The organism is Pseudomonas sp. NPDC089530 (assembly GCF_050280705.1).
Taxonomy (GTDB): Bacteria; Pseudomonadota; Gammaproteobacteria; order Pseudomonadales; family Pseudomonadaceae; genus Aquipseudomonas.
In genome coordinates, this window is sequence record NZ_JBNNVU010000041.1 from 18187 (window position 1) to 36548 (window position 18362).

Annotated in this window: 21 protein-coding genes; 14 read left to right on the top strand and 7 right to left on the bottom strand. The window is 63.8% G+C overall.

Features of this window, described 5'->3' with window-relative positions; genetic code table 11:
• The first annotated feature begins 104 nt into the window (after positions 1–104).
• A complete protein-coding gene (locus ACQKQA_RS16885; protein WP_427559716.1) occupies positions 105–1001 on the top strand; it encodes a LysR family transcriptional regulator in 897 nt (298 codons plus the stop codon).
• Here ACQKQA_RS16885 and ACQKQA_RS16890 read toward each other — a convergent pair.
• Positions 982–1437: a flavodoxin gene (locus ACQKQA_RS16890; RefSeq protein WP_427559718.1), complete on the bottom strand. Its 456-nt coding sequence runs from the start codon at positions 1435–1437 to the stop codon at positions 982–984. The two genes, ACQKQA_RS16885 and ACQKQA_RS16890, sit on opposite strands and share 20 nt — an antisense overlap.
• Positions 1438–1591: 154 nt before the next feature.
• Between ACQKQA_RS16890 and ACQKQA_RS16895 the strand changes: the two genes are divergently transcribed.
• Together ACQKQA_RS16895 and ACQKQA_RS16900 are read left to right on the top strand one after the other, a co-directional pair.
• Positions 1592–2065, top strand: a complete 474-nt coding sequence (locus ACQKQA_RS16895) for a PAS domain S-box protein (protein WP_427559720.1) — start codon at positions 1592–1594, stop codon at positions 2063–2065.
• A 55-nt stretch (positions 2066–2120) separates the two neighbouring features.
• Positions 2121–2726 carry a hypothetical protein gene (locus ACQKQA_RS16900; RefSeq protein WP_427559723.1) on the top strand — a complete coding sequence of 202 codons (606 nt, stop codon included), beginning with the start codon at positions 2121–2123 and terminating at the stop codon, positions 2724–2726.
• 15 nt (positions 2727–2741) lie between these two features.
• On the opposite strand, the gene ACQKQA_RS16905 is transcribed toward ACQKQA_RS16900, so the two are convergent.
• Complete coding sequence (locus tag ACQKQA_RS16905) at positions 2742–3698, bottom strand: MerR family transcriptional regulator (RefSeq protein ID WP_427559726.1); 957 nt, start codon at positions 3696–3698, stop codon at positions 2742–2744.
• Positions 3699–3911: 213 nt separating this feature from the next.
• Between ACQKQA_RS16905 and ACQKQA_RS16910 the strand changes: the two genes are divergently transcribed.
• From ACQKQA_RS16910 to ACQKQA_RS16935, 6 genes are all read left to right on the top strand, one after another.
• The gene (locus ACQKQA_RS16910) at positions 3912–4481 is read left to right on the top strand and encodes an antibiotic biosynthesis monooxygenase (protein WP_427559729.1); all 570 of its coding nucleotides are present in this window, start codon (positions 3912–3914) and stop codon (positions 4479–4481) included.
• Between the two features lie 172 nt (positions 4482–4653).
• Complete coding sequence (gene folM, locus ACQKQA_RS16915) at positions 4654–5364, top strand: dihydromonapterin reductase (RefSeq protein ID WP_427559732.1); 711 nt, start codon at positions 4654–4656, stop codon at positions 5362–5364.
• 21 nt (positions 5365–5385) lie between these two features.
• On the top strand, positions 5386–5946 hold the full coding sequence (gene folE / locus ACQKQA_RS16920; protein ID WP_427559735.1) for a GTP cyclohydrolase I FolE: 561 nt from the start codon (positions 5386–5388) through the stop codon (positions 5944–5946).
• A 2-nt stretch (positions 5947–5948) separates the two neighbouring features.
• Entirely contained in the window at positions 5949–6320 is a 372-nt protein-coding gene (gene folX, locus ACQKQA_RS16925; protein ID WP_427559738.1) for a dihydroneopterin triphosphate 2'-epimerase, read from the top strand.
• Between the two features lie 37 nt (positions 6321–6357).
• On the top strand, positions 6358–6654 hold the full coding sequence (locus ACQKQA_RS16930; RefSeq protein WP_427559740.1) for a DUF1244 domain-containing protein: 297 nt from the start codon (positions 6358–6360) through the stop codon (positions 6652–6654).
• The gene (locus ACQKQA_RS16935; RefSeq protein WP_427559742.1) at positions 6647–6988 is read left to right on the top strand and encodes a HopJ type III effector protein; all 342 of its coding nucleotides are present in this window, start codon (positions 6647–6649) and stop codon (positions 6986–6988) included. Before ACQKQA_RS16930 ends, ACQKQA_RS16935 begins: the two co-directional genes overlap by 8 nt.
• A 182-nt stretch (positions 6989–7170) precedes the next feature.
• Here ACQKQA_RS16935 and trxB read toward each other — a convergent pair whose 3' ends face one another.
• Positions 7171–8127, bottom strand: a complete 957-nt coding sequence (trxB, locus tag ACQKQA_RS16940; protein WP_427559744.1) for a thioredoxin-disulfide reductase — start codon at positions 8125–8127, stop codon at positions 7171–7173.
• A 310-nt stretch (positions 8128–8437) separates the two neighbouring features.
• Here trxB and cysZ point away from each other — a divergent pair, with 310 nt between their 5' ends.
• Both cysZ and ACQKQA_RS16950 read left to right on the top strand, forming a co-directional pair.
• Positions 8438–9193, top strand: a complete 756-nt coding sequence (gene cysZ, locus ACQKQA_RS16945) for a sulfate transporter CysZ (protein WP_427559746.1) — start codon at positions 8438–8440, stop codon at positions 9191–9193.
• Positions 9194–9232: 39 nt separating this feature from the next.
• Positions 9233–10432 (top strand): glycosyltransferase family 4 protein, encoded by a 1200-nt coding sequence (locus ACQKQA_RS16950; protein WP_427559749.1) that lies wholly within the window; start codon positions 9233–9235, stop codon positions 10430–10432.
• A gap of 93 nt (positions 10433–10525) precedes the next feature.
• Here the strand turns inward: ACQKQA_RS16950 and ACQKQA_RS16955 are convergent, their stop codons facing one another.
• The 3 genes from ACQKQA_RS16955 to ACQKQA_RS16965 form a co-directional block, all read right to left on the bottom strand.
• A complete protein-coding gene (locus ACQKQA_RS16955) occupies positions 10526–11629 on the bottom strand; it encodes an NADH:flavin oxidoreductase (protein WP_427559752.1) in 1104 nt (367 codons plus the stop codon).
• Between the two features lie 208 nt (positions 11630–11837).
• Positions 11838–12320, bottom strand: coding sequence for a glutathione peroxidase (locus ACQKQA_RS16960; protein ID WP_427559753.1), 483 nt, complete (start codon positions 12318–12320; stop codon positions 11838–11840).
• 135 nt (positions 12321–12455) lie between these two features.
• On the bottom strand, positions 12456–12941 hold the full coding sequence (locus ACQKQA_RS16965; protein ID WP_427559755.1) for an FKBP-type peptidyl-prolyl cis-trans isomerase: 486 nt from the start codon (positions 12939–12941) through the stop codon (positions 12456–12458).
• Here ACQKQA_RS16965 and ACQKQA_RS16970 point away from each other — a divergent pair.
• The 3 genes from ACQKQA_RS16970 to ACQKQA_RS16980 all read left to right on the top strand — a co-directional run bounded on the left by ACQKQA_RS16970 (position 12910) and on the right by ACQKQA_RS16980 (position 16316).
• Positions 12910–13248 carry a DUF3565 domain-containing protein gene (locus ACQKQA_RS16970; protein WP_427559758.1) on the top strand — a complete coding sequence of 113 codons (339 nt, stop codon included), beginning with the start codon at positions 12910–12912 and terminating at the stop codon, positions 13246–13248. The two genes, ACQKQA_RS16965 and ACQKQA_RS16970, sit on opposite strands and share 32 nt — an antisense overlap.
• 62 nt (positions 13249–13310) lie before the next feature.
• On the top strand, positions 13311–15410 hold the full coding sequence (gene pta / locus ACQKQA_RS16975) for a phosphate acetyltransferase (RefSeq protein WP_427559761.1): 2100 nt from the start codon (positions 13311–13313) through the stop codon (positions 15408–15410).
• Positions 15411–16316, top strand: coding sequence for an acyltransferase (locus ACQKQA_RS16980; protein WP_427559764.1), 906 nt, complete (start codon positions 15411–15413; stop codon positions 16314–16316).
• A gap of 141 nt (positions 16317–16457) precedes the next feature.
• Here ACQKQA_RS16980 and cysN read toward each other — a convergent pair whose 3' ends face one another.
• On the bottom strand, positions 16458–18356 hold the full coding sequence (cysN, locus tag ACQKQA_RS16985) for a sulfate adenylyltransferase subunit CysN (RefSeq protein WP_427559766.1): 1899 nt from the start codon (positions 18354–18356) through the stop codon (positions 16458–16460).
• Between the last annotated feature and the right edge of the window lie 6 nt (positions 18357–18362).

Here is an 18362-nt window from a genome sequence, read left to right on the forward strand (position 1 = left end):
GGTCCTCGCAGGCCTACATTTTAGGCAAGCGCCTGCCATCACCGAAGCGAATTGTTAGACTGGAAGCCATTCCATAATGGAATTAACCGCAGGGAACCGAGAGCATGGACTTCAAACAGCTGCGCAGCTTCGTCGAAGTGATTCATCAGGGCGGCTTCACCCAGGCCGCCAAGACCCTGCACATCAGCCAGTCGGCGGTGAGCAAGCAGGTCGCTCAACTGGAGCAGAGCCTCGGCACGCCGCTGCTGGATCGCCAGGGCTCGCACATCCACCTCACTGCCGCCGGAGGGGTGGTGCTGCAACGCGCCGAAGGCATGCTGCGCCTGCGCAACGAGCTGCTCAGCGAACTGGACGACCTGAGCCAGCTGGCCCGCGGCGAACTGCGCCTGGGCCTGCCGCTGCTGGGCAGCGATGCGCTGTTCGCCGGCCTGTTCGCCGAGTACCGCCAGCGCTACCCGAACATCAGCGTGCAACTGCTCGAAGGCGGCAGCCTGAATATCGAACAGGCGGTGCTCAACGGCGAAGTGGAGATCGGCGGCAGCCTCACTCCCAAGGACCCGGCCTTCGCCTACCAGCCGTTCTGCGACGAACCGCTGGATGCGTTGCTGCCCACCGAGCATCCCCTGGCGAGCAAGGCCCAGGTGCGCCTGGAGGAACTGGCGGACACGCCATTCCTGCTGTATCAGCGCAGTTTTGTGCTCAACGACCGGCTGTTGCAGGCCTGCCAGCAGCTGGGGTTCACCCCCAAGGAAGGCGGGCGCAGCGGCCAGGCGGACTTTCTCGCCGCCCTGGTGGCCGCCGGGCAAGGCGTGGTGCTGTTGCCCAGCGTGGTGGCGCGCGGCCTGGTCCGCCCCGGCGTGGTGCGCCTGACCCTGAAGGCACCCGACTATCTGCGCTGGGACATCGCCTTCATCTGGCGCCAGGGCGCCTATCTGTCCAAGGCCGCACAAGCCTGGCTGGCGCTGCTGCGCGAACTCCCGGTCAGCCGCGCAAAGCGCTGATCAGCTCGGCCAGCCAGGGCTCGGCGTCGGTTTCCGGGGTCACGCTTTCGCTGGCGTCCAGGCGCAGCATGCCCAGCACTTCCCGCAGGCCCAGCTCGGCGAACAGCTCGCGCATCTGCTCGCCACCGCCACAGAAGGTATCGCCATAGCTCGAATCGCCCAGGCCGATCACCGCGCTGGGCAAACCGCGCCAGGCCGCCGGCAGTTGATCGCGCAGGGCCGAATACAGCGGCAGCAGGTTGTCCGGCAGCTCGCCCATGCCGGTGGTCGAGGTCACGGCCAGGAAGGCCTCGGGGCCGAACGCCTGGAGGTCCGCCAGGGTCGCGCGGGGGTTGTGCCAGGCTTCGAAACCTGCGGCACCGAGGAGCTTGGCGGCGTGCCGGGCGACTTCTTCAGCCGTGCCGTACACCGAGCCGGAAAGGATGGCGACTTTCATCAATCTGATCCTGAAGCTGAGTAAAAGACTGGGATATTAACAGTTGCGCGAAAAAATCCAGCCTTGTAGCGTGATTTCCCGGTAATGGCCAGTGGACAGCTCCGCGCCATCTCTTAGAATTCCCCACCTGCCGATCGACTGCGGAACACCCCCGATGATCAACGCCCACCTGCTGCAACTGGTGATCAACGCCTCCAACGACGGGATTGTCGTCGCTGAACAGGAAGGCGAAGACAACATCATCATTTACGTGAACCCGGCGTTCGAACGGCTCACCGGCTACAGCGCCGACGAGGTGCTGTACCAGGATTGCCGCTTTCTCCAGTCGGGCGACCGCGACCAACCCGGGCTGGCGGTGATTCGCCAGGCCCTGGGCAGTGGCCAGCCCTGCCGCCAGGTGCTGCGCAACTACCGCAAGGACGGCAGCCATTTCTGGAACGAGCTGTCGATCACCCCGGTGTTCAACGAGAGTGACCAGCTGACCTATTTTGTCGGCGTGCAGAAAGACGTGACGGTCCAGGTCAAGGCCCAGCAACGGCTGGCGCAGGTGGAACAGGAACTGGCCGAAACCCGCGCGCAACTCGCCGCTTTGCAGGCGACGAGCGGCTCTAACAAGACGCAGAATTAAGTGTCAGTACGTTTGATCGCCCCTGACTTTGTAACCATTTCCTTCGAGCCACATCATGCGCCGTGACTCTCTTCTCACCCAGGATGAACTGGACTTCATCCAGACCATGCAGCACAACCCGCAGCTCAATGTGCGGGATGCGACGTCGAGCCTGCTGGTCAACGGCGGCTCACAGATCCGCGACCTGCTCACCCGCCTGGCGGCCAACGAGCAGGTGACCATCCAGGCGCATTTTGAAAACCAGCAGATGACCTTCCCCCTGCACCTGGTGGAAGACGAGTTCCACGCGCTGCACCTGCGCCTGGGGGTGCCGAGCATCTTCGAAGACGGGCCGCGGGTCCGGCCCTGGCGCCTGACCCTGGACGAACCGGTGGCCCTGGAAAACATCAAGGGGCAGCCCACCCAGTTGTGGGTTCATGAGGTGTCGTTCAACGGGGTGTTGCTGGAGATTCGCAACCGGACCAAACCGCCGAAGCAGTTCGCCCAGTGGTTCAGCCCCTCGGGCTACGAGCGTATCGCCCTGCGCGGCCGCCTCGAGCGCCAGACCGACAGCGGCTTCCATGCCTATCGGTTGAGCCAGACCGACCGGGATGAAACCGAGCGCCTGCGCCAGTTCATCCTGCAACAGCACCGCCTGGCCCACCCCGACCTGCACCTCTGAGGCGGCACGTTCCCTTCAGGTATCGAGCGTACCGCCGAGGAACTGCCGCAGCCTCTGCATCATCAAGCGCCCATCACTCCCCAGGCAGCCCACCGACGCATTCAGGCTGTCCTGGGCCAATTCGGCCACCTCTCCTGCCAGCATCAGCGGACAATCCAGGGTCAGTGCCAGGCGGTTCAACCGGCGCGGCAGCTCCGCGGCCGGTGCATGATTGGAAAACAGCACCAGCGCCCGGGGTTTGATCTTCTCGCAGACCAGGGTCAGCTCATCGAACGGCTGCCCCAGCGCCAGCACCCTGACCTCCACTTCGGCACTGCCCAGCATCAGCGCCGCCACCAGCGACTCCAGCTCGTGGCCTTGATCGGCCAGCGCCGCCAGCAGCACCGGACGCGCCTGGCTGCAGCGCTGCAACAGCAGGCGCTGCACGATCCGCGCCCGCAGGAAGTGGTCGAAGAACAGCCATTCGCTGGTATGGCCGTAAGGCTCCCGCTGCTGCGCCAGATGCCTCCAGAACGGCATGAGAATGTCCTGGAACACCACCGGCAACGAATAGCTGGAGAAGATCTGCCCGTACAGCCGCTCCAGCTGTGGCTCGTCGAACTCGCCGACGGCCCGCTTGAGTTGCCCCTGCCATTGCCGGTCGCTGCCCGGTTCGCCGCTGCCGGGCAGCGCCGGGGGGGGGTCGCGGGTGGCACGGGTCTTGGCGAGGATCTGGCCGACCTTACCGACCGCGACGCCACGTTCGATCCAGCGCAGAATCTCGCGGACTGTCTCAATATCGTGCATCGAGTACAAACGACGCCCACTTTTGGTGCGCACTGGCTGGATCAACCCGTAGCGCCGCTCCCAGGCCCGCAGGGTCACCGGGTTGACTCCCGTCAGCCGTGACACTTCCCGAATGGGCAACGGATCGTCCGGCGCGGGCTGGTCGAGGGCCGGGGCCGGGCGGGCAAGTTCAGTCAGGACGGGCATCTGGGCGGCAAACACCGGAGGGCGAAGTGGCAGTCATTCTACTCCCCATCGGCGACGGTTCCTCAACAGAGGGCGAAGCGACGGCCGTCTCTGGTGTATTTGTCACAATAAGGAATAATCCTTGCTTGCTTGCAAGACGCAGCCCGACACCCCGGCGCTGCGTCCGGCGTATGGCCTTACCCAGGCCACGCATTCGTTTTACGGAGATACATAATGTCTACCTCACCCGTCACCCTGATGGTTGCCCGGCGTGTCGCCGATGGTCGTTACCAGGACCTGATCGCCTGGCTGCGCGAAGGCGAACAACTGGCCACCGACTTCCCCGGTTATCTCGGTTCCGGTGTGCTTGCCCCGCCGCCCGATGACGACGAATTCCAGATCATCTTCCGCTTCGCCGACGAGCAGACCCTGCACGTCTGGGAGCACTCCGCCTCGCGTACCGCCTGGCTGGCCCGCGGCAGCGACCTGTTCGCCCATCCCCATGAACATCGGGTCCGCGGCATCGACGGCTGGTTCGGCGCAGCCGGCCAGCGCCCGCCGCGCTGGAAGCAGGCAGTGGCCATCTGGCTGGCGTTCTTCCCGGTGTCGCTGATCTTCAACTTCATCCTCAGCCCACTGCTGGGCGAGCTCGGCCTGGTGCCCCGCGTGCTCGTCAGCACCCTGGCCCTGACGCCGCTGATGGTCTACTGGTTCATTCCGCTCTCCACCCACCTGTTGTCCGGGTGGCTGAACAGCACCCCAGCCCGCCCGCTGCCAACGGCGCCTTCCGCGCAGAACCCTTGAGCGGGCGCTGCAGGAGCCAGGCTTGCCGGCGATGAACGACAACCCGGTCTGACCGCCAGACCGCAGTGCCGCCCTCGGGTCATCGAGCATCGAGCGGCCGCTCCTGCAGCCCCTTGGGCGAAGCCGGTAGCGCGCTGTTATAGTTTGGCTCTACCCGCGACTCGAGCCGTTCATGACTACTTCCCCTGCCCCGATCCTGATCACCGGCGCCGGCCAGCGTGTCGGCCTGCATTGCGCATTGCGCCTGCTGGAAGAAGGTCACCGGGTGATCGTCAGCTATCGCAGCGAACGCCCGGGCGTCGCCACCTTGCGCGAGCGGGGCGCGATTGCCCTGTTCGCCGACTTTTCCAGCGAGGCCGGGATCCGGGCGTTCATCGCCGACCTGCACAACCACACCGACAGCCTGCGGGCGATCGTGCACAACGCCTCGCAATGGCGGGAGGAAACACCCGGCCAGGAAAGCGCGGCCTTCACCGACATGTTCAGCGTGCACATGCTCGCGCCCTACCTGATCAACCTGCATTGCGCCGACCTGTTGCGGCGTTCCAGCCCCGCCGACATCGTGCATATCGGCGACGATGTCACCCGCCGCGGCAGCAGCAAGCACATCGCCTATTGCGCCACCAAGGCCGGCCTCGACAGCCTGACCCTGTCCTTCGCAGCGAAATACGCGCCGCAGATCAAGGTCAACGGCATCGCCCCGGCCCTGTTGATGTTCAACCCCGACGACGACGCGGCGTACCGCGCCAAGGCCCTGGCCAAGTCCGCCCTGGGCATCGAGCCCGGCTGCGAAGTGATCTACCAGAGCCTGTGCTACCTGCTCGACAACCCTTATGTCACCGGCACCACCCTGACCGTCAACGGCGGGCGGCACGTCAAGTAAGCCTTCCCGCGAGGACGCTGCATGAACCTTTCCCTGCCCCAGCACTACCGCGAGATCCTCAAGGATCTGGGCGAAGACCCCGAGCGCGAAGGCCTGCTCGACACCCCGCAACGCGCGGCCAAGGCCATGCAATACCTGTGTCATGGCTATGGCCAGACGGTGGAGGACGTGGTCAACGGCGCGCTGTTCGCCTCCGACAACGATGAAATGGTCATAGTCGCCGACATCGAGCTGTATTCGTTGTGCGAACATCACCTGCTGCCCTTCATCGGCAAGGCCCATGTGGCTTATATTCCCACCGGCAAGGTGCTGGGCCTGTCGAAGATCGCGCGGATCGTCGACATGTTCGCCCGCCGCCTGCAGATCCAGGAAAACCTCACACGGGAAATCGCCGACGCGGTGCAACGGGTGACCCAGGCCGCCGGGGTCGCGGTGGTCATCGAAGCCCAGCACATGTGCATGATGATGCGCGGTGTCGAGAAGCAGAACTCGACCATGCACACCTCGGTGATGCTCGGGGCCTTCCGCGACTCCAGCACCACCCGCCAGGAATTCCTGCAATTGATCGGACGGAGCAAGTAGCAATGCCACAACTTCAGCCAGGAATGGCTCGCATCCGGGTCAAGGACCTGTGCCTGCGGACCTTCATCGGAATCAACGAGGACGAGATCCTCAACAAGCAGGATGTGCTGATCAACCTGACCATCCTGTATGCCGCGCAAGACGCCGTGCGCGACAACGACATCGACCATGCGCTGAACTACCGCACCATCACCAAGGCGATCATCGCCCACGTGGAGGGCAACCGCTTTGCCCTGCTCGAGCGCCTGACCCAGGAAATCCTCGACCTGATCATGGCCAACGCATCGGTGCTGTACGCCGAGGTCGAAGTCGACAAACCCCACGCCCTGCGTTTCGCCGAGTCGGTGTCGATCACCCTCGCGGCCAGCCGCTGATATCATCCGCGCCACATTTGATCGCACAGAGCCGAACATGACCGAGCAACAACGCCTGGAACTCGAAGCCGCCGCCTTCCGCCGCCTGGTCGCGCACCTGGACAGCCGCAAGGACGTGCAGAACATCGACCTGATGAACCTCGCCGGCTTCTGCCGCAACTGCCTGTCCAAGTGGTACAAGGCCGAGGCCGACGAACGCCAGATCGAGGTCAGCCTCGATGAAGCCCGTGAAGTGGTGTACGGCATGCCCTACACCGAGTGGAAGAATCTCTACCAGAAAGAAGCCAGCGCCGAGCAGCAAGCCGCGTTCGCCAAAGGAAAACCCCATGACTGACCTGAACACCCTGCGCGCCAGCCTCAAGAGCGGCGAGCACGTCTTCGCCGACACCCTGGCCTTTGTCGCCGCCGGCTACGACTACCAGCCCCAGGCCTTCGACAACGGTGGCGTGGCGAACGCCGCCGGGCAGAACGAAGGTTCGTGCAAGACCTTGGGCCTGGCCCTGCTGGAAGGCTTGAGCGACGAAGAAGCGCTGCTGGCGTTCGGCGAACATTACCGCTCGGTGCTGGCGACCCCCGAAGGCAGCGATCACGGCAACATCCGCGCGCTGATCGCCCATGGCCTGGCGGGGGTGAAATTCGCGCAGCAGCCGTTGACCCGCAAAGCTTGAGACCATAACCCTGTAGCCGCTGCCGCAGGCTGCGATAGGTCCGCAGGACCTCCGACGCCCTCAAAAGCTGCGCCCGCTTCGCGGTCGATCGCAGCCTCGCGCTGCTCGGCAGCGGCTACGGGATTGCGTGATCCATAAAAAAACCGGCTTGCGCCGGTTTTTTCATTGCAACGATCGCAGCATCACGCGTTCTGCAGGCCGTCCAGGTAACGCTCGGTGTCCAGGGCCGCCATGCAGCCGGCGCCGGCCGAAGTAATGGCCTGACGGTACACGTGGTCGGCCACGTCGCCGGCGGCGAAGATGCCTTCGATGCTGGTCGCGGTGGCGTTGCCTTCGCGGCCGCCCTGCACCACCAGGTAACCGTCCTTCAGGGTCAGTTGGCCTTCGAACAGCGAAGTGTTCGGGGTGTGGCCGATGGCGATGAACACGCCGTCGACCTTGATCTCGTCGAAGCTGCCGTCGTTGTTCTTCAGGCGGGCACCGGTAACGCCCATATTGTCGCCCAGCACTTCGTCCAGGTTGGCGTTGAGCTTGAGTTCGATCTTGCCTTCGGCAACCCGGGCGTTGAGCTTGTCGATCAGGATCTTCTCGGCGCGGAAGGTATCGCGACGGTGGATCAGGGTGACCTTGCTGGCGATGTTGGCCAGGTACAGGGCTTCTTCGACAGCGGTGTTGCCGCCGCCGACCACGGCCACTGGCTTGTTGCGGTAGAAGAAACCGTCGCAGGTCGCACAGGCCGACACGCCTTTGCCCATGAACGCTTCTTCCGAAGGCAGGCCCAGGTAACGGGCGCTGGCGCCGGTGGCGATGATCAGGGCATCGCAGGTGTAGGTCGCGCTGTCGCCGGTCAGGGTGTACGGCTTGGCGGCGAAGTCCACGGCATTGATGTGATCGAAGACGATTTCGGTTTCGAAACGCTCGGCGTGTTCACGCATGCGCTCCATCAGCGCCGGGCCGGTCAGGCCATGGACGTCGCCCGGCCAGTTGTCGACTTCGGTGGTGGTGGTCAGCTGACCGCCGGCCTGCATGCCGGTAATCAGCAGCGGCTTCAGGTTGGCGCGGGCGGCATAGACCGCGGCGCTGTAACCGGCAGGGCCGGAACCGAGAATAATCACACGCGAATGACGTACATCAGACATGACTCACTCCTATCGACCGGCCCGGACAACTGGCGCGGAACGCCGGATTGCCGGCTGGAATAAAAAAGGACGGCGAAAGCACTTGGGGAAGGCTTCGGGTTCGCCGGTCCAAAAATAATGGGTGCAGCGTATAGAGGGGGCGAAGATTAAGGAAATACGGTTTAACAATCCAGCTCATAGGTGGTCTCTATCCGGTACCGGCGACTTTACCGGTGCCTTTGTTACAGCTGATGTCGATCCTGCGACCACGCTTTCGCCTGTAGGGCAAAGCCGGTAAGGTCGGCGCGTTTCCCCTAGTACGGAGCTCCTTATGCCCGCCCCTGCCCTGTCCGGCCCGCAATACCTGCGCGAAGGCCTCAAGCTGGTCCTCAGCCCCGGCCTGCGCCTGTTCGTCCTGCTGCCCCTGCTGATCAACCTGGTGCTGTTCGTCGGATTGATCTATTTCGCCGGTCACCAGTTCAGTCTCTGGGTCGACCGCCTGATGCCTTCCCTGCCGGACTGGCTGAGTTTCTTGAGCTACATCCTCTGGCCCTTGTTCGTGCTGCTGGTGCTGCTGATGGTGTTCTTCACCTTCACCATGCTGGCCAACGTGATCGCCGCGCCGTTCAACGGTTTTCTCGCGGAGAAAGTCGAAGTGGTGGTGCGTGGCACCGACGACTTCCCGCCCTTCAGCTGGGGCGAACTGTTCGCCATGATCCCGCGCACCCTGGCCCGGGAAATGCGCAAGCTGGGCTATTTCCTGCCGCGGGCCATCGGCCTGTTCATCCTGTCCTTCATCCCCGTGGTGAACCTGATCGCCGCGCCGCTGTGGCTGCTGTTCGGCGTGTGGATGATGGCGATCCAGTACATCGACTACCCGGCGGACAACCACAAGATGAGCTGGCAGGACATGCTCGCCTGGCTGCGGGCCAAGCGCTGGCAGAGCATGAGCTTCGGCGGGATCGTCTACCTGGTGCTGCTGATTCCGCTGGTCAATATCCTCATGATGCCGGCCGCCGTGGCCGGGGCGACGCTGTTCTGGGTGCGTGAACGCGGTGCGGAAAATCGCGTGACCAACCAGGGCTGACGGGTCACAAATCCATCATCGCAACGTCACAATGACGACATGGCCTCGGCTGACACTGAGGCCATGACGACAGCTCTGCATATCACCCTGATCACCGAAACCTTCCCACCGGAAATCAATGGCGTGGCCAACACCCTTGGTCGCCTGTGCGATGGCCTGCGCGCCCGCGGCCATCAGGTGGAGCTGATCCGTCCGCGCCAGGGCAGCGATCAGAGCCGGGCCAGCGACGACGGCCTGCTGCTGTGCCGGGGCTGGCCGCTGCCGGGTTACCCGGGGCTGCAATGGGGCCAGTCGTCGATGCACAAGCTGCTGCGGCGCTGGAAACGCCATCGCCCGGACGTGCTGTACATCGCCACCGAGGGTCCGCTGGGCCTGTCCGCGCTAAGGGCGGCCCGGCGCCTGGGGATTTCCGTGGTCAGCGGGTTCCACACCAACTTCCAGCAGTACTCCAGCCAGTACGGCCTGGGTTTGCTGACGCGCCTGCTGACCCACTACCTGCGCTGGTTCCACAACCGCTCCAAGCTGACCCTGGTGCCCAGCGCCAGCCAGCGCCTGGAGCTGGAGCGGCGCAACTTCGAGCGCCTGGCGCTGCTGTCCCGCGGGGTCGACAGCCAGCTGTTCCATCCGACCAAGCGCCTCGGCGAATTGCGCCAAGGCTGGGGCCTGGGCGCCGACGATATCGCGGTGATCCACGTTGGCCGCCTGGCGCCGGAGAAGAACCTGGGCCTGCTCAAACGCTGTTTCGAACAGCTGCAGAAGACTTATCCACAGCAGCCCATGAAATTGATCGTGGTCGGCGATGGCCCGCAACGGGCGATCCTGGAAAAGGAGCTGCCGGACGCCGTGTTCTGCGGCTCGCAGCGCGGCGAGGCGCTGGCCAGTCACTATGCGTCGGGGGATCTGTTTCTGTTCCCGAGCCTGACCGAAACCTTCGGCAACGTGGTACTCGAGGCCCTGGCTTCAGGGCTGGCGGTGGTGGCTTACGACCAGGCCGCTGCAGCCCAGCATATTCGCCATGGCTACAACGGCGTGCTGGCGATGCCCGGGGACGAAAGCGCGTTCTGCGACGCCGCCAGCTGGCTGCTGGAGGAGCCCGAGACCTTGCGCCGGGTGCGCCTCAATGCCCGGCAGCACGCCAGCCGCCAGGGCTGGGCGGCGATCATCGAACAGTTTGAAACCCAGCTGCGCGGTGCCTGCCAGGAAGACGTGGTGGTGCCTGAGGGACGGTTGTTGCCCTAGATTCAACAGCATCGTAGGCAAGCCTCGCTCCTATAGGAATCACCCTTCGTGTAGGAGCGAGGCTTGCCCACGATGGCATTTCCAGGTTTGCGCTTACACCAGCGTCATCAACGCCTCACGGCTGAACGGCAGGATCTCCTGCTCGCGGCCGTCACGCACCTTCTGTGCCCAGTCTGGGTCCACCAGCAAGGCGCGGCCTACCGCCACCAGGTCGAACTCGTCGTTGTTCAGGCGCTCCAGGAGTTTTTCCAGGCTCGCCGGCTGCGCCACCTTGTCGGTGTTGACCATGAACTGCAGGAACTCGCCGTCGAGGCCGACGCTGCCCACAGTGATGGTCGGCTTGCCGGTGAGCTGGCGGGTCCAGCCGGCCAGGTTCAAGTCGGAACCTTCGAACTCCGGCTCCCAGAAACGCCGGGTCGAGCAATGGAAGATATCCACACCGGCGTCCGCCAGCGGCTTGAGGAACTCGCCCAGGGCCTCGGGGGTTTGCACCAGGCGGGCGCTGTAGTCCTGCTGCTTCCATTGCGAGAAACGGAAGATGATCGGGAAGTCCGGGCCCACCGCGGCGCGCACGGCCTGGATCAGTTCGATGGCAAAACGCGAACGACCGGCCAGGTCGCCGCCGTACTCGTCGGTACGCTGGTTGCTGCCTTCCCAGAAGAACTGGTCGATCAGATAACCGTGGGCACCGTGGATCTCCACGCCGTCCATGCCGATGCTCTGGGCATCCCGGGCGGCCTGGGCGAAAGCCGCGATCACCTCGCGGATGTCATCCTGGGTCATGCCGTGGACCAGCACCTGGCCGTCCTTGAGTTTTTCCGACGGGCCATAGCCCGGCACGCTGGCGTCCGGCTCGGTGCCCAGGCGGCGCACATTGCCCACATGCCACAGCTGCGGAACGATCTTGCCGCCTTCGGCGTGCACCGCATCCACCACCTTCTTCCAGCCGGCCAGGGCCGCTTCGCCATAAAAGCGCGGCACATTCGGATAACCGTTGGAGGCCTTGTGCCCGACCGTGGTGCCTTCGGTGATGATCAGGCCAACACCGGCGGCGGCACGGCGGCGGTAGTACTCGATGACTTTCGAGTTCGGCACGCCACCCGGGGAAAACGAACGGGTCATCGGCGCCATCACCACCCGGGTCGGTAGCTCCAGGGCACCCAGCTGAAAGGGTTTGAACAAGGCTTGCACAGGCATGTCGTACTCCAGGGCTGACAGTCTGAATCGCAGGGAAAGGGCACGTCGGGCGGATACGCCGACGACCTTATGATGGAGATAATATTTCCTGTTCCAGGCAACGCCCAGCACTATTGATCCGGGTGATTAAGGTGCCAAAGCGCAGGGAAACGAGGGAGGCGCGAACGCGCGGTAAAACCAGCCGGGCAGCGGGGCCCGGCGTGCAGATTCAGCTCAGGGCCTTTTCGATGGCCTGGACCACGGTCGGGTCGTCAGGCGCGGTGCGCGGGGAGAAACGCGCCAGTACGCGGCCGTCCTTGCCCAGCAGGAATTTCTCGAAGTTCCAGGTGATATCCCCCGGAAATTCCGCCCCTTCGCCCGCCAGCAGACGGTACAGCTGATGGCGCTCCGGACCGTTCACCTCCAGTTTGCTGCTCAGCGGGAAGGTCACCCCGTAGTTGAGGCTGCAGAACTCCTGGATCTCCCGTTCGGAGCCCGGCTCCTGTCCGGCGAACTGATTGCACGGCAGGCCCAGCACGCTGAAACCCTGGCCTTTGTACTGCTGGTAGAGGTTCTCCAGCGCCGCGTATTGTGGTGTCAGACCACACTTGGAGGCGACGTTGACCACCAGCACGACATGCCCCTTGAAAGGCGCGAGCGGTAGCTCCTGACCATCCAGGGCTTTCAATTTAAGGTCGTGAAAAGCACTCATGACGAACTCCAAATTCCCGTGTTCTTCCAGAAAACAGCCACTCGACAGTACCGCCTGTTACCCGGCAAGAAAAGCCGCCGACTAAAAAGGCGCCCTAGGGCGCCTCTCCAGTCAAACATGAGCTTAGCGCAGAAATCAGTGGTGATGGCCACCTTCGCCATGGACGTGACCATGGGCGATTTCTTCCTGGCTGGCATCACGGATAGCAACGACCTTGACCTTGAAGTTCAGGCGCTGGCCAGCCAGCGGGTGGTTGCCGTCGACGGTCACGTCGTCGCCGTCCAGATCGCGGATGGTGACGATCTGCATCTGGCCGTCCGGAGCGGAAGCGTGGAACTGCATGCCCACTTCCAGTTCGTCGACACCTTCGAACATGCTGCGGCTCAGGGTGCTGACCAGCTCGGCCGCGTATTCGCCGTAGGCGTCTTCCGGCTCGACGGAGACGTTCAGTTCGTCGCCGACGTTCTTGCCTTCCAGGGCCTTTTCCAGGCCTGGAATGATGTTCCCTGCGCCATGCAGGTAAACCAGCGGTGCGCCGCCGGCGGAGCTGTCGATGACCTCACCAGCGTCGTTGGTGAGGGTATAGTCGATGGAGACAGCCTTATTGGCGGCGATCAGCATGGGGCGAGACCTTTTGCATAAGAATGAAGAACTCCGAAGTTTAGCGAAGCAATCGCCCGAAAGCGAACGGAACCCTGACAAACGGAATGCGGCGCAAGGCTCGACGATCGTCGGTTTTCATCAGGACGAAGACGGCCACTGGGTCGTCGAGCTGTCCTGTGGCCATACCCAGCACCTGCGCCACCAGCCGCCCTGGCAATCCCGCGCCTGGGTCCTGGATCCACAACGGCGCCTGGAAAAAATAGGTCGCCCCTTCGCCTGCGGTTGGTGCGCTCAAGGCTCGGTTAGCGATAACCTTGACGCCTGAATTTCCGGTAGAGCGCCAGACATAGGCACCTCACCGTTGCCATGCACCCGTCGAGAATCCGCATGCAAACTTTTTTTATCGCGCCCACCGATTTTGGCGTGGGTCTGACCTCCATCAGCCTCGGGCTGGTGCGTACCCTGGAACGGGCCGGCCTCAAGGTCGGCTTCTTCAAGCCCATTGCCCAGCCTCACCCGGGCGATACCGGCCCTGAGCGCTCGACCGAGCTGGTGGCCCGCACCCATGGCCTGAAACCGCCGCAACCGCTGGGCCTGGCCCATGTCGAACGGATGCTCGGCGATGGCCAGCTGGACGAGTTGCTGGAAGAAATCATCACCCTCTACCAGCAGGCCGCCGTCGGCAAAGACGTGCTGGTGGTCGAAGGCATGGTGCCGACCCGCAGCGCCAGCTACGCCGCGCGGGTCAACCTGCACCTGGCGAAAAGCCTGGATGCCGAGGTGATCCTGGTGTCCGCCCCGGAAAACGAAGTGCTCACCGAGCTGTCCGGCCGCGTCGAGTTGCAGGCCCAGCTGTTCGGCGGCCCGCGCGACCCGAAAGTGCTGGGGGTGATCCTCAACAAGGTGCGCACCGACGAAAGCATGGAAGCCTTTTCCGCTCGCCTGAAGGAGCATTCGCCCCTGTTGCGCAGCGGCGACTTCCGCCTGCTCGGCTGCATCCCCTTCCAGCCGGAACTGAACGCCCCACGCACCCGCGACGTGGCCGACCTGATGGGCGCCCAGGTGCTCAACGCCGGCGACTACGAAAGCCGGCGCATGACCAAGATCATCATCTGCGCGCGCACCATGCGTAACACCGTGGAGCTGCTCAAGCCAGGCGTGCTGGTGGTGACGCCCGGCGATCGCGACGACATCATCCTCGCCGTGAGCCTGGCGGCGATCAATGGCGTGCCGCTGGCCGGCTTGCTGCTGACCAGCGGCACCCTGCCCGACCCGCGGATCATGGAGCTGTGCCGTGGCGCGCTGAATGCCGGCCTGCCGATCCTGTCGGTGAGCACCGGTTCCTACGACACCGCCAACCAGTTGAATGGCCTGAACAAGGAAATCCCCATCGACGACCGCGAGCGGGCGGAGATCATCACCGATTTCGTCGCCAGCCACCTGGACGCCAAGTGGCTGCACCAGCGTTGCGGCACGCCAAGGGAAATGCGCCTGTCGCCGGCGGTGTTCCGCTATCAGTTGATCCAGCGCGCCCAGGAAGCCAACAAGCGCATCGTCCTGCCCGAAGGCAGCGAGCCGCTGACCGTGCAGGCCGCGGCGATCTGCCAGGCCCGTGGCATCGCCCGTTGTGTACTGTTGGCCAAGCCGGCGGACGTCGAGGCGGTCGCCCGGGCCCAGGGCATCGAGTTGCCGCCGGGCCTTGAGGTCATCGACCCGGACCTGGTCCGCGAACGTTACGTCGAGCCGATGGTGGCGCTGCGCAAGAGCAAGAGCCTCAACGCGCCGATGGCCGAACAGCAGCTGGAGGACCCGGTGGTGATCGGCACCATGATGCTGGCCCTGGACGAAGTCGATGGCCTGGTGTCCGGCCTGATCCACTCCACCGCCAATACCATCCGCCCGGCCCTGCAACTGATCAAGACCGCCCCGGGCTGCACCCTGGTGTCGTCGGTGTTCTTCATGCTGTTCCCCGAGCAGGTGCTGGTCTACGGCGACTGCGTGATGAACCCGCACCCGAGCGCCAGCGAGCTGGCGGAGATTGCCCTGCAGAGCGCCGACTCGGCGGCCGCCTTCGGCATCACTCCGCGGGTGGCGATGATCAGCTACTCCAGCGGCGAATCGGCCAGCGGCGAAGAAGTGGAGAAAGTCCGCGAAGCCACCCTGCTGGCCCATGAGGCCCAGAGCGCGCTGCTGATCGACGGGCCGCTGCAATACGATGCCGCGGCCAACGAGGCGGTGGCCCAGCAACTGGCGCCCCACAGCCAGGTCGCGGGCAAGGCCACGGTCTTCGTGTTCCCCGACCTGAACACCGGCAACACCACGCACAAGGCCGTGCAGCGCAGCGCCGACTGCGTCAGCCTCGGGCCGATGCTGCAAGGCCTGCGCAAGCCGGTGAACGACCTGCCGCGAGGCGCCCAGGTCGACGACATTGTCTACACCATCGCCCTGACCGCGATTCAAGCCGCCAACCGACCCCTGGATATGTAAATGCTGGATTTTCTACCCGCACCACTGCGAGGCGTCATCGCCTCGCTGCTGTTGGCGCTGAACACGATATTGCTATGCTCGTTCCTGTTCTGTGTCGCACTCGTCAAGGCATTACCGTTCGCCTTCACCCAACGAATTGCCGGCTGGCTGATGAGCCACACCCACGAAGCCTGGATCAGCAACAACAAGGGCTGGATGAATCTGGTCCGCGGTACTCGCTGGCACATCAGCGGCCTGCAAGGCCTGGACTACAAACATTCGTACCTGATCACCAGCAACCACCAGAGCTGGGTCGACATCCTGGTGCTGCAATACGTACTCAACCGGCGCATCCAGCCGCTGAAGTTCTTCCTCAAGCAAGAGCTGATCTGGGTGCCGGTGATCGGTCTGGCCTGGTGGGCGCTGGGCTTTCCGTTTATGAAGCGCTACTCCAAGGCGTACCTGGAAAAGCACCCGGAAAAGAAAGGCAAGGACCTGGAAACCACCCGCAAGACCTGCGCGAAATTTCGCGACAACCCGGTGGGCATTTTCAACTTCGTTGAAGGCACGCGCTTCACCGAAGGCAAGCATGCCCAGCAGCAATCGCCATTCAAGTACCTGCTCAAGCCAAAAGCCGGCGGCATCGCGTTCGTGCTGGATGCAATGGGCGAGCAACTGGAGTCGATCATCAACGTGACCATCCACTACCCAGCCGGGCGTCCGGGTTTCTGGGACTTGCTGTGTGGCAACGTGCGTGACGTGGTGGTGCACTTTGAAGAGCTGAAGATTCCACCGACGTTCATCGGCAAGAACTACGACCAGGATGGCGCCTACCGCCTGGAGTTCCAGGGCTGGATCAACCAGCTGTGGCAGAACAAGGATGCGCTGCTGGAGCAGATGCATCGGGAGTATCCCGGCAAGCCTTGAGGCGCCTGCAAGGGCCTTATCGCGGGCCAGCCTCGCGCCGACAAGATCACCGTTGGGCTTGCCCGCGGTGACGATCTCGAAGCCACAAAAAAACCCGTCGTCGATCGCTCGACGGCGGGCTTTTTCATGGACCGCTAAGGCTTAGATCGCGCCGCGCTTGCGCAGCAGCTCCAGCACTTGCTTGACACCCTCTTCCAGCGACACGGACTGGGTGTCGATCACCAGATCGGCATCCAGCGGCACGTCGTACGGGAAGGACTCGCCCGGGATGTTGTCCCCACCAGCCGCGTACAGGCCCTGTGGATCACGCTCGGCGCAAGCCGCTGGCGAAGCCTGGACATAGACCGTCAGCAGACGCTCCTTGCCGATCAGCTCCCTGGCCTGCTCCCGACCTTCCGCGCTCGGGGCGACGAACGCCGCCAGGGTCAGCAGGCCGGCTTCGTTGAACTGCCGCGCGACGTGGGCCGCACGCCGCCAGTTCTCGGTGCGCCCGGCGCGATCCTGCTGCAGTCCCTTGTTCAGGTCGTGGCGCAGGTTCTGGCCGTCGAGGACGAACACCGCACGGCCCATGTCGAACAGCTTGCGCTCGACGGCATAGGCCAGGGTGCTCTTGCCGGCGCCGGACAGGCCGCTGAACAGCACAGTGGCCGGTTGCTGGCCAAAACGCTGGGCCCGTTCCTCGGTAGCGACATGGGCCAACTTGCCGTGATGGCTGGCGCTGCCATGGGCCACAGGCTGGGCGACGATCATGCCGGCGCCGACGGTGCCGTTGGTCAGGCGGTCGATGACGATGAAGGCGCCGGTGGTGCGGTTGCTGTCATAGCCGTCGAGGGCGATCGGCGCATCGAGGGCGACCTTGACCTTGCCGATCTCGTTCAACTGCAGGGCGCTGGCCGAACCTTCTTCGAGGGTGTTCACGTCGACCTTGTGCAGGATGCTGGCGATGGAACCCGGCACGTAGCTGGTGGCACGCTTGATGTCGTATTTCTTGCCCGGCAGCATCGGCTCTTCGGCCATCCACACCAGCATGGCTTCGAAGCTGTCGGTCACCGGCGGCACATTGTCGGCATGCACCAGCAGGTCGCCACGGGAGATGTCGATCTCGTCTTCCATGGTCAGGGTCACGGCCTGGCCAGGACCTGCATGTTCCAGTTCGCCCTCGAAGGTGACGATGGATTTCACCCGGCTGCTCTTGCCCGACGGCAGCACCACGACTTCGTCGCCCTTGTGCACGATGCCGCTGGCCAGGGTGCCGGCGAAACCACGGAAGTTCAGGTTCGGACGGTTCACGTACTGCACCGGGAAGCGCAGGTCGGTGAAGTTGCGATCGCCCGCCACTTCCACGGTCTCGAGGATTTCCATCAGCGACTGGCCCTTGTACCACGGCGAGCGCTCGGACTTGTTCACCACGTTGTCGCCCTTGAGGGCCGACATCGGCACGAAGTGCAAGCTGGTGGTCTGCATCTTCAGGCCTTCGGCGAACTTCAGGTAGTCGGCCTTGATCGACTCGAACACGCCCTGGTCGAAGTCCTTGAGGTCCATCTTGTTGACGGCCACGACGATGTGCTTGATGCCCAGCAGCGAGGCGATGAAGCTATGGCGGCGGGTCTGGGTCTGCACGCCGTAACGGGCGTCCACCAGGATGATCGCCAGGTCACAGGTGGAGGCACCGGTGGCCATGTTGCGGGTGTACTGCTCATGGCCGGGGGTGTCGGCGATGATGAATTTGCGCTTGGCAGTGGAGAAATAGCGGTAGGCGACATCGATGGTGATGCCCTGCTCGCGCTCGGCCTGCAGGCCGTCGACCAGCAATGCCAGGTCGATATCGTCGCCGGTGGTGCCGACTTTTTTCGAGTCGCGGGTAATGGCTTCCAGATGGTCTTCGTAGATCATCTTGGAGTCGTGCAGCAGGCGCCCGATCAGGGTGCTCTTGCCGTCGTCGACGTTACCGCAGGTCAGGAAGCGCAACAGTTCCTTGCGTTCGTGCTGGGCCAGGTAGGCGAGGATGTCCTCGCTGATCAATTCGGATTGATGCGACATGTTAGA

Bases quoted from the DNA above. Each gene is read 5' to 3' on its own strand.
- ACQKQA_RS16885 (WP_427559716.1), top strand. From the start codon at position 105: ATGGACTTCAAACAGCTGCGCAGCTTCGTCGAAGTGATTCATCAGGGC.
- ACQKQA_RS16890 (WP_427559718.1), bottom strand. From the start codon at position 1,437: ATGAAAGTCGCCATCCTTTCCGGCTCGGTGTACGGCACGGCTGAAGAA.
- ACQKQA_RS16895 (WP_427559720.1), top strand. From the start codon at position 1,592: ATGATCAACGCCCACCTGCTGCAACTGGTGATCAACGCCTCCAACGAC.
- ACQKQA_RS16900 (WP_427559723.1), top strand. From the start codon at position 2,121: ATGCGCCGTGACTCTCTTCTCACCCAGGATGAACTGGACTTCATCCAG.
- ACQKQA_RS16905 (WP_427559726.1), bottom strand. From the start codon at position 3,698: ATGCCCGTCCTGACTGAACTTGCCCGCCCGGCCCCGGCCCTCGACCAG.
- ACQKQA_RS16910 (WP_427559729.1), top strand. From the start codon at position 3,912: ATGTCTACCTCACCCGTCACCCTGATGGTTGCCCGGCGTGTCGCCGAT.
- folM (WP_427559732.1), top strand. From the start codon at position 4,654: ATGACTACTTCCCCTGCCCCGATCCTGATCACCGGCGCCGGCCAGCGT.
- folE (WP_427559735.1), top strand. From the start codon at position 5,386: ATGAACCTTTCCCTGCCCCAGCACTACCGCGAGATCCTCAAGGATCTG.
- folX (WP_427559738.1), top strand. From the start codon at position 5,949: ATGCCACAACTTCAGCCAGGAATGGCTCGCATCCGGGTCAAGGACCTG.
- ACQKQA_RS16930 (WP_427559740.1), top strand. From the start codon at position 6,358: ATGACCGAGCAACAACGCCTGGAACTCGAAGCCGCCGCCTTCCGCCGC.
- ACQKQA_RS16935 (WP_427559742.1), top strand. From the start codon at position 6,647: ATGACTGACCTGAACACCCTGCGCGCCAGCCTCAAGAGCGGCGAGCAC.
- trxB (WP_427559744.1), bottom strand. From the start codon at position 8,127: ATGTCTGATGTACGTCATTCGCGTGTGATTATTCTCGGTTCCGGCCCT.
- cysZ (WP_427559746.1), top strand. From the start codon at position 8,438: ATGCCCGCCCCTGCCCTGTCCGGCCCGCAATACCTGCGCGAAGGCCTC.
- ACQKQA_RS16950 (WP_427559749.1), top strand. From the start codon at position 9,233: ATGGCCTCGGCTGACACTGAGGCCATGACGACAGCTCTGCATATCACC.
- ACQKQA_RS16955 (WP_427559752.1), bottom strand. From the start codon at position 11,629: ATGCCTGTGCAAGCCTTGTTCAAACCCTTTCAGCTGGGTGCCCTGGAG.
- ACQKQA_RS16960 (WP_427559753.1), bottom strand. From the start codon at position 12,320: ATGAGTGCTTTTCACGACCTTAAATTGAAAGCCCTGGATGGTCAGGAG.
- ACQKQA_RS16970 (WP_427559758.1), top strand. From the start codon at position 12,910: ATGGAGACAGCCTTATTGGCGGCGATCAGCATGGGGCGAGACCTTTTG.
- ACQKQA_RS16965 (WP_427559755.1), bottom strand. From the start codon at position 12,941: ATGCTGATCGCCGCCAATAAGGCTGTCTCCATCGACTATACCCTCACC.
- pta (WP_427559761.1), top strand. From the start codon at position 13,311: ATGCAAACTTTTTTTATCGCGCCCACCGATTTTGGCGTGGGTCTGACC.
- ACQKQA_RS16980 (WP_427559764.1), top strand. From the start codon at position 15,411: ATGCTGGATTTTCTACCCGCACCACTGCGAGGCGTCATCGCCTCGCTG.
- cysN (WP_427559766.1), bottom strand. From the start codon at position 18,356: ATGTCGCATCAATCCGAATTGATCAGCGAGGACATCCTCGCCTACCTG.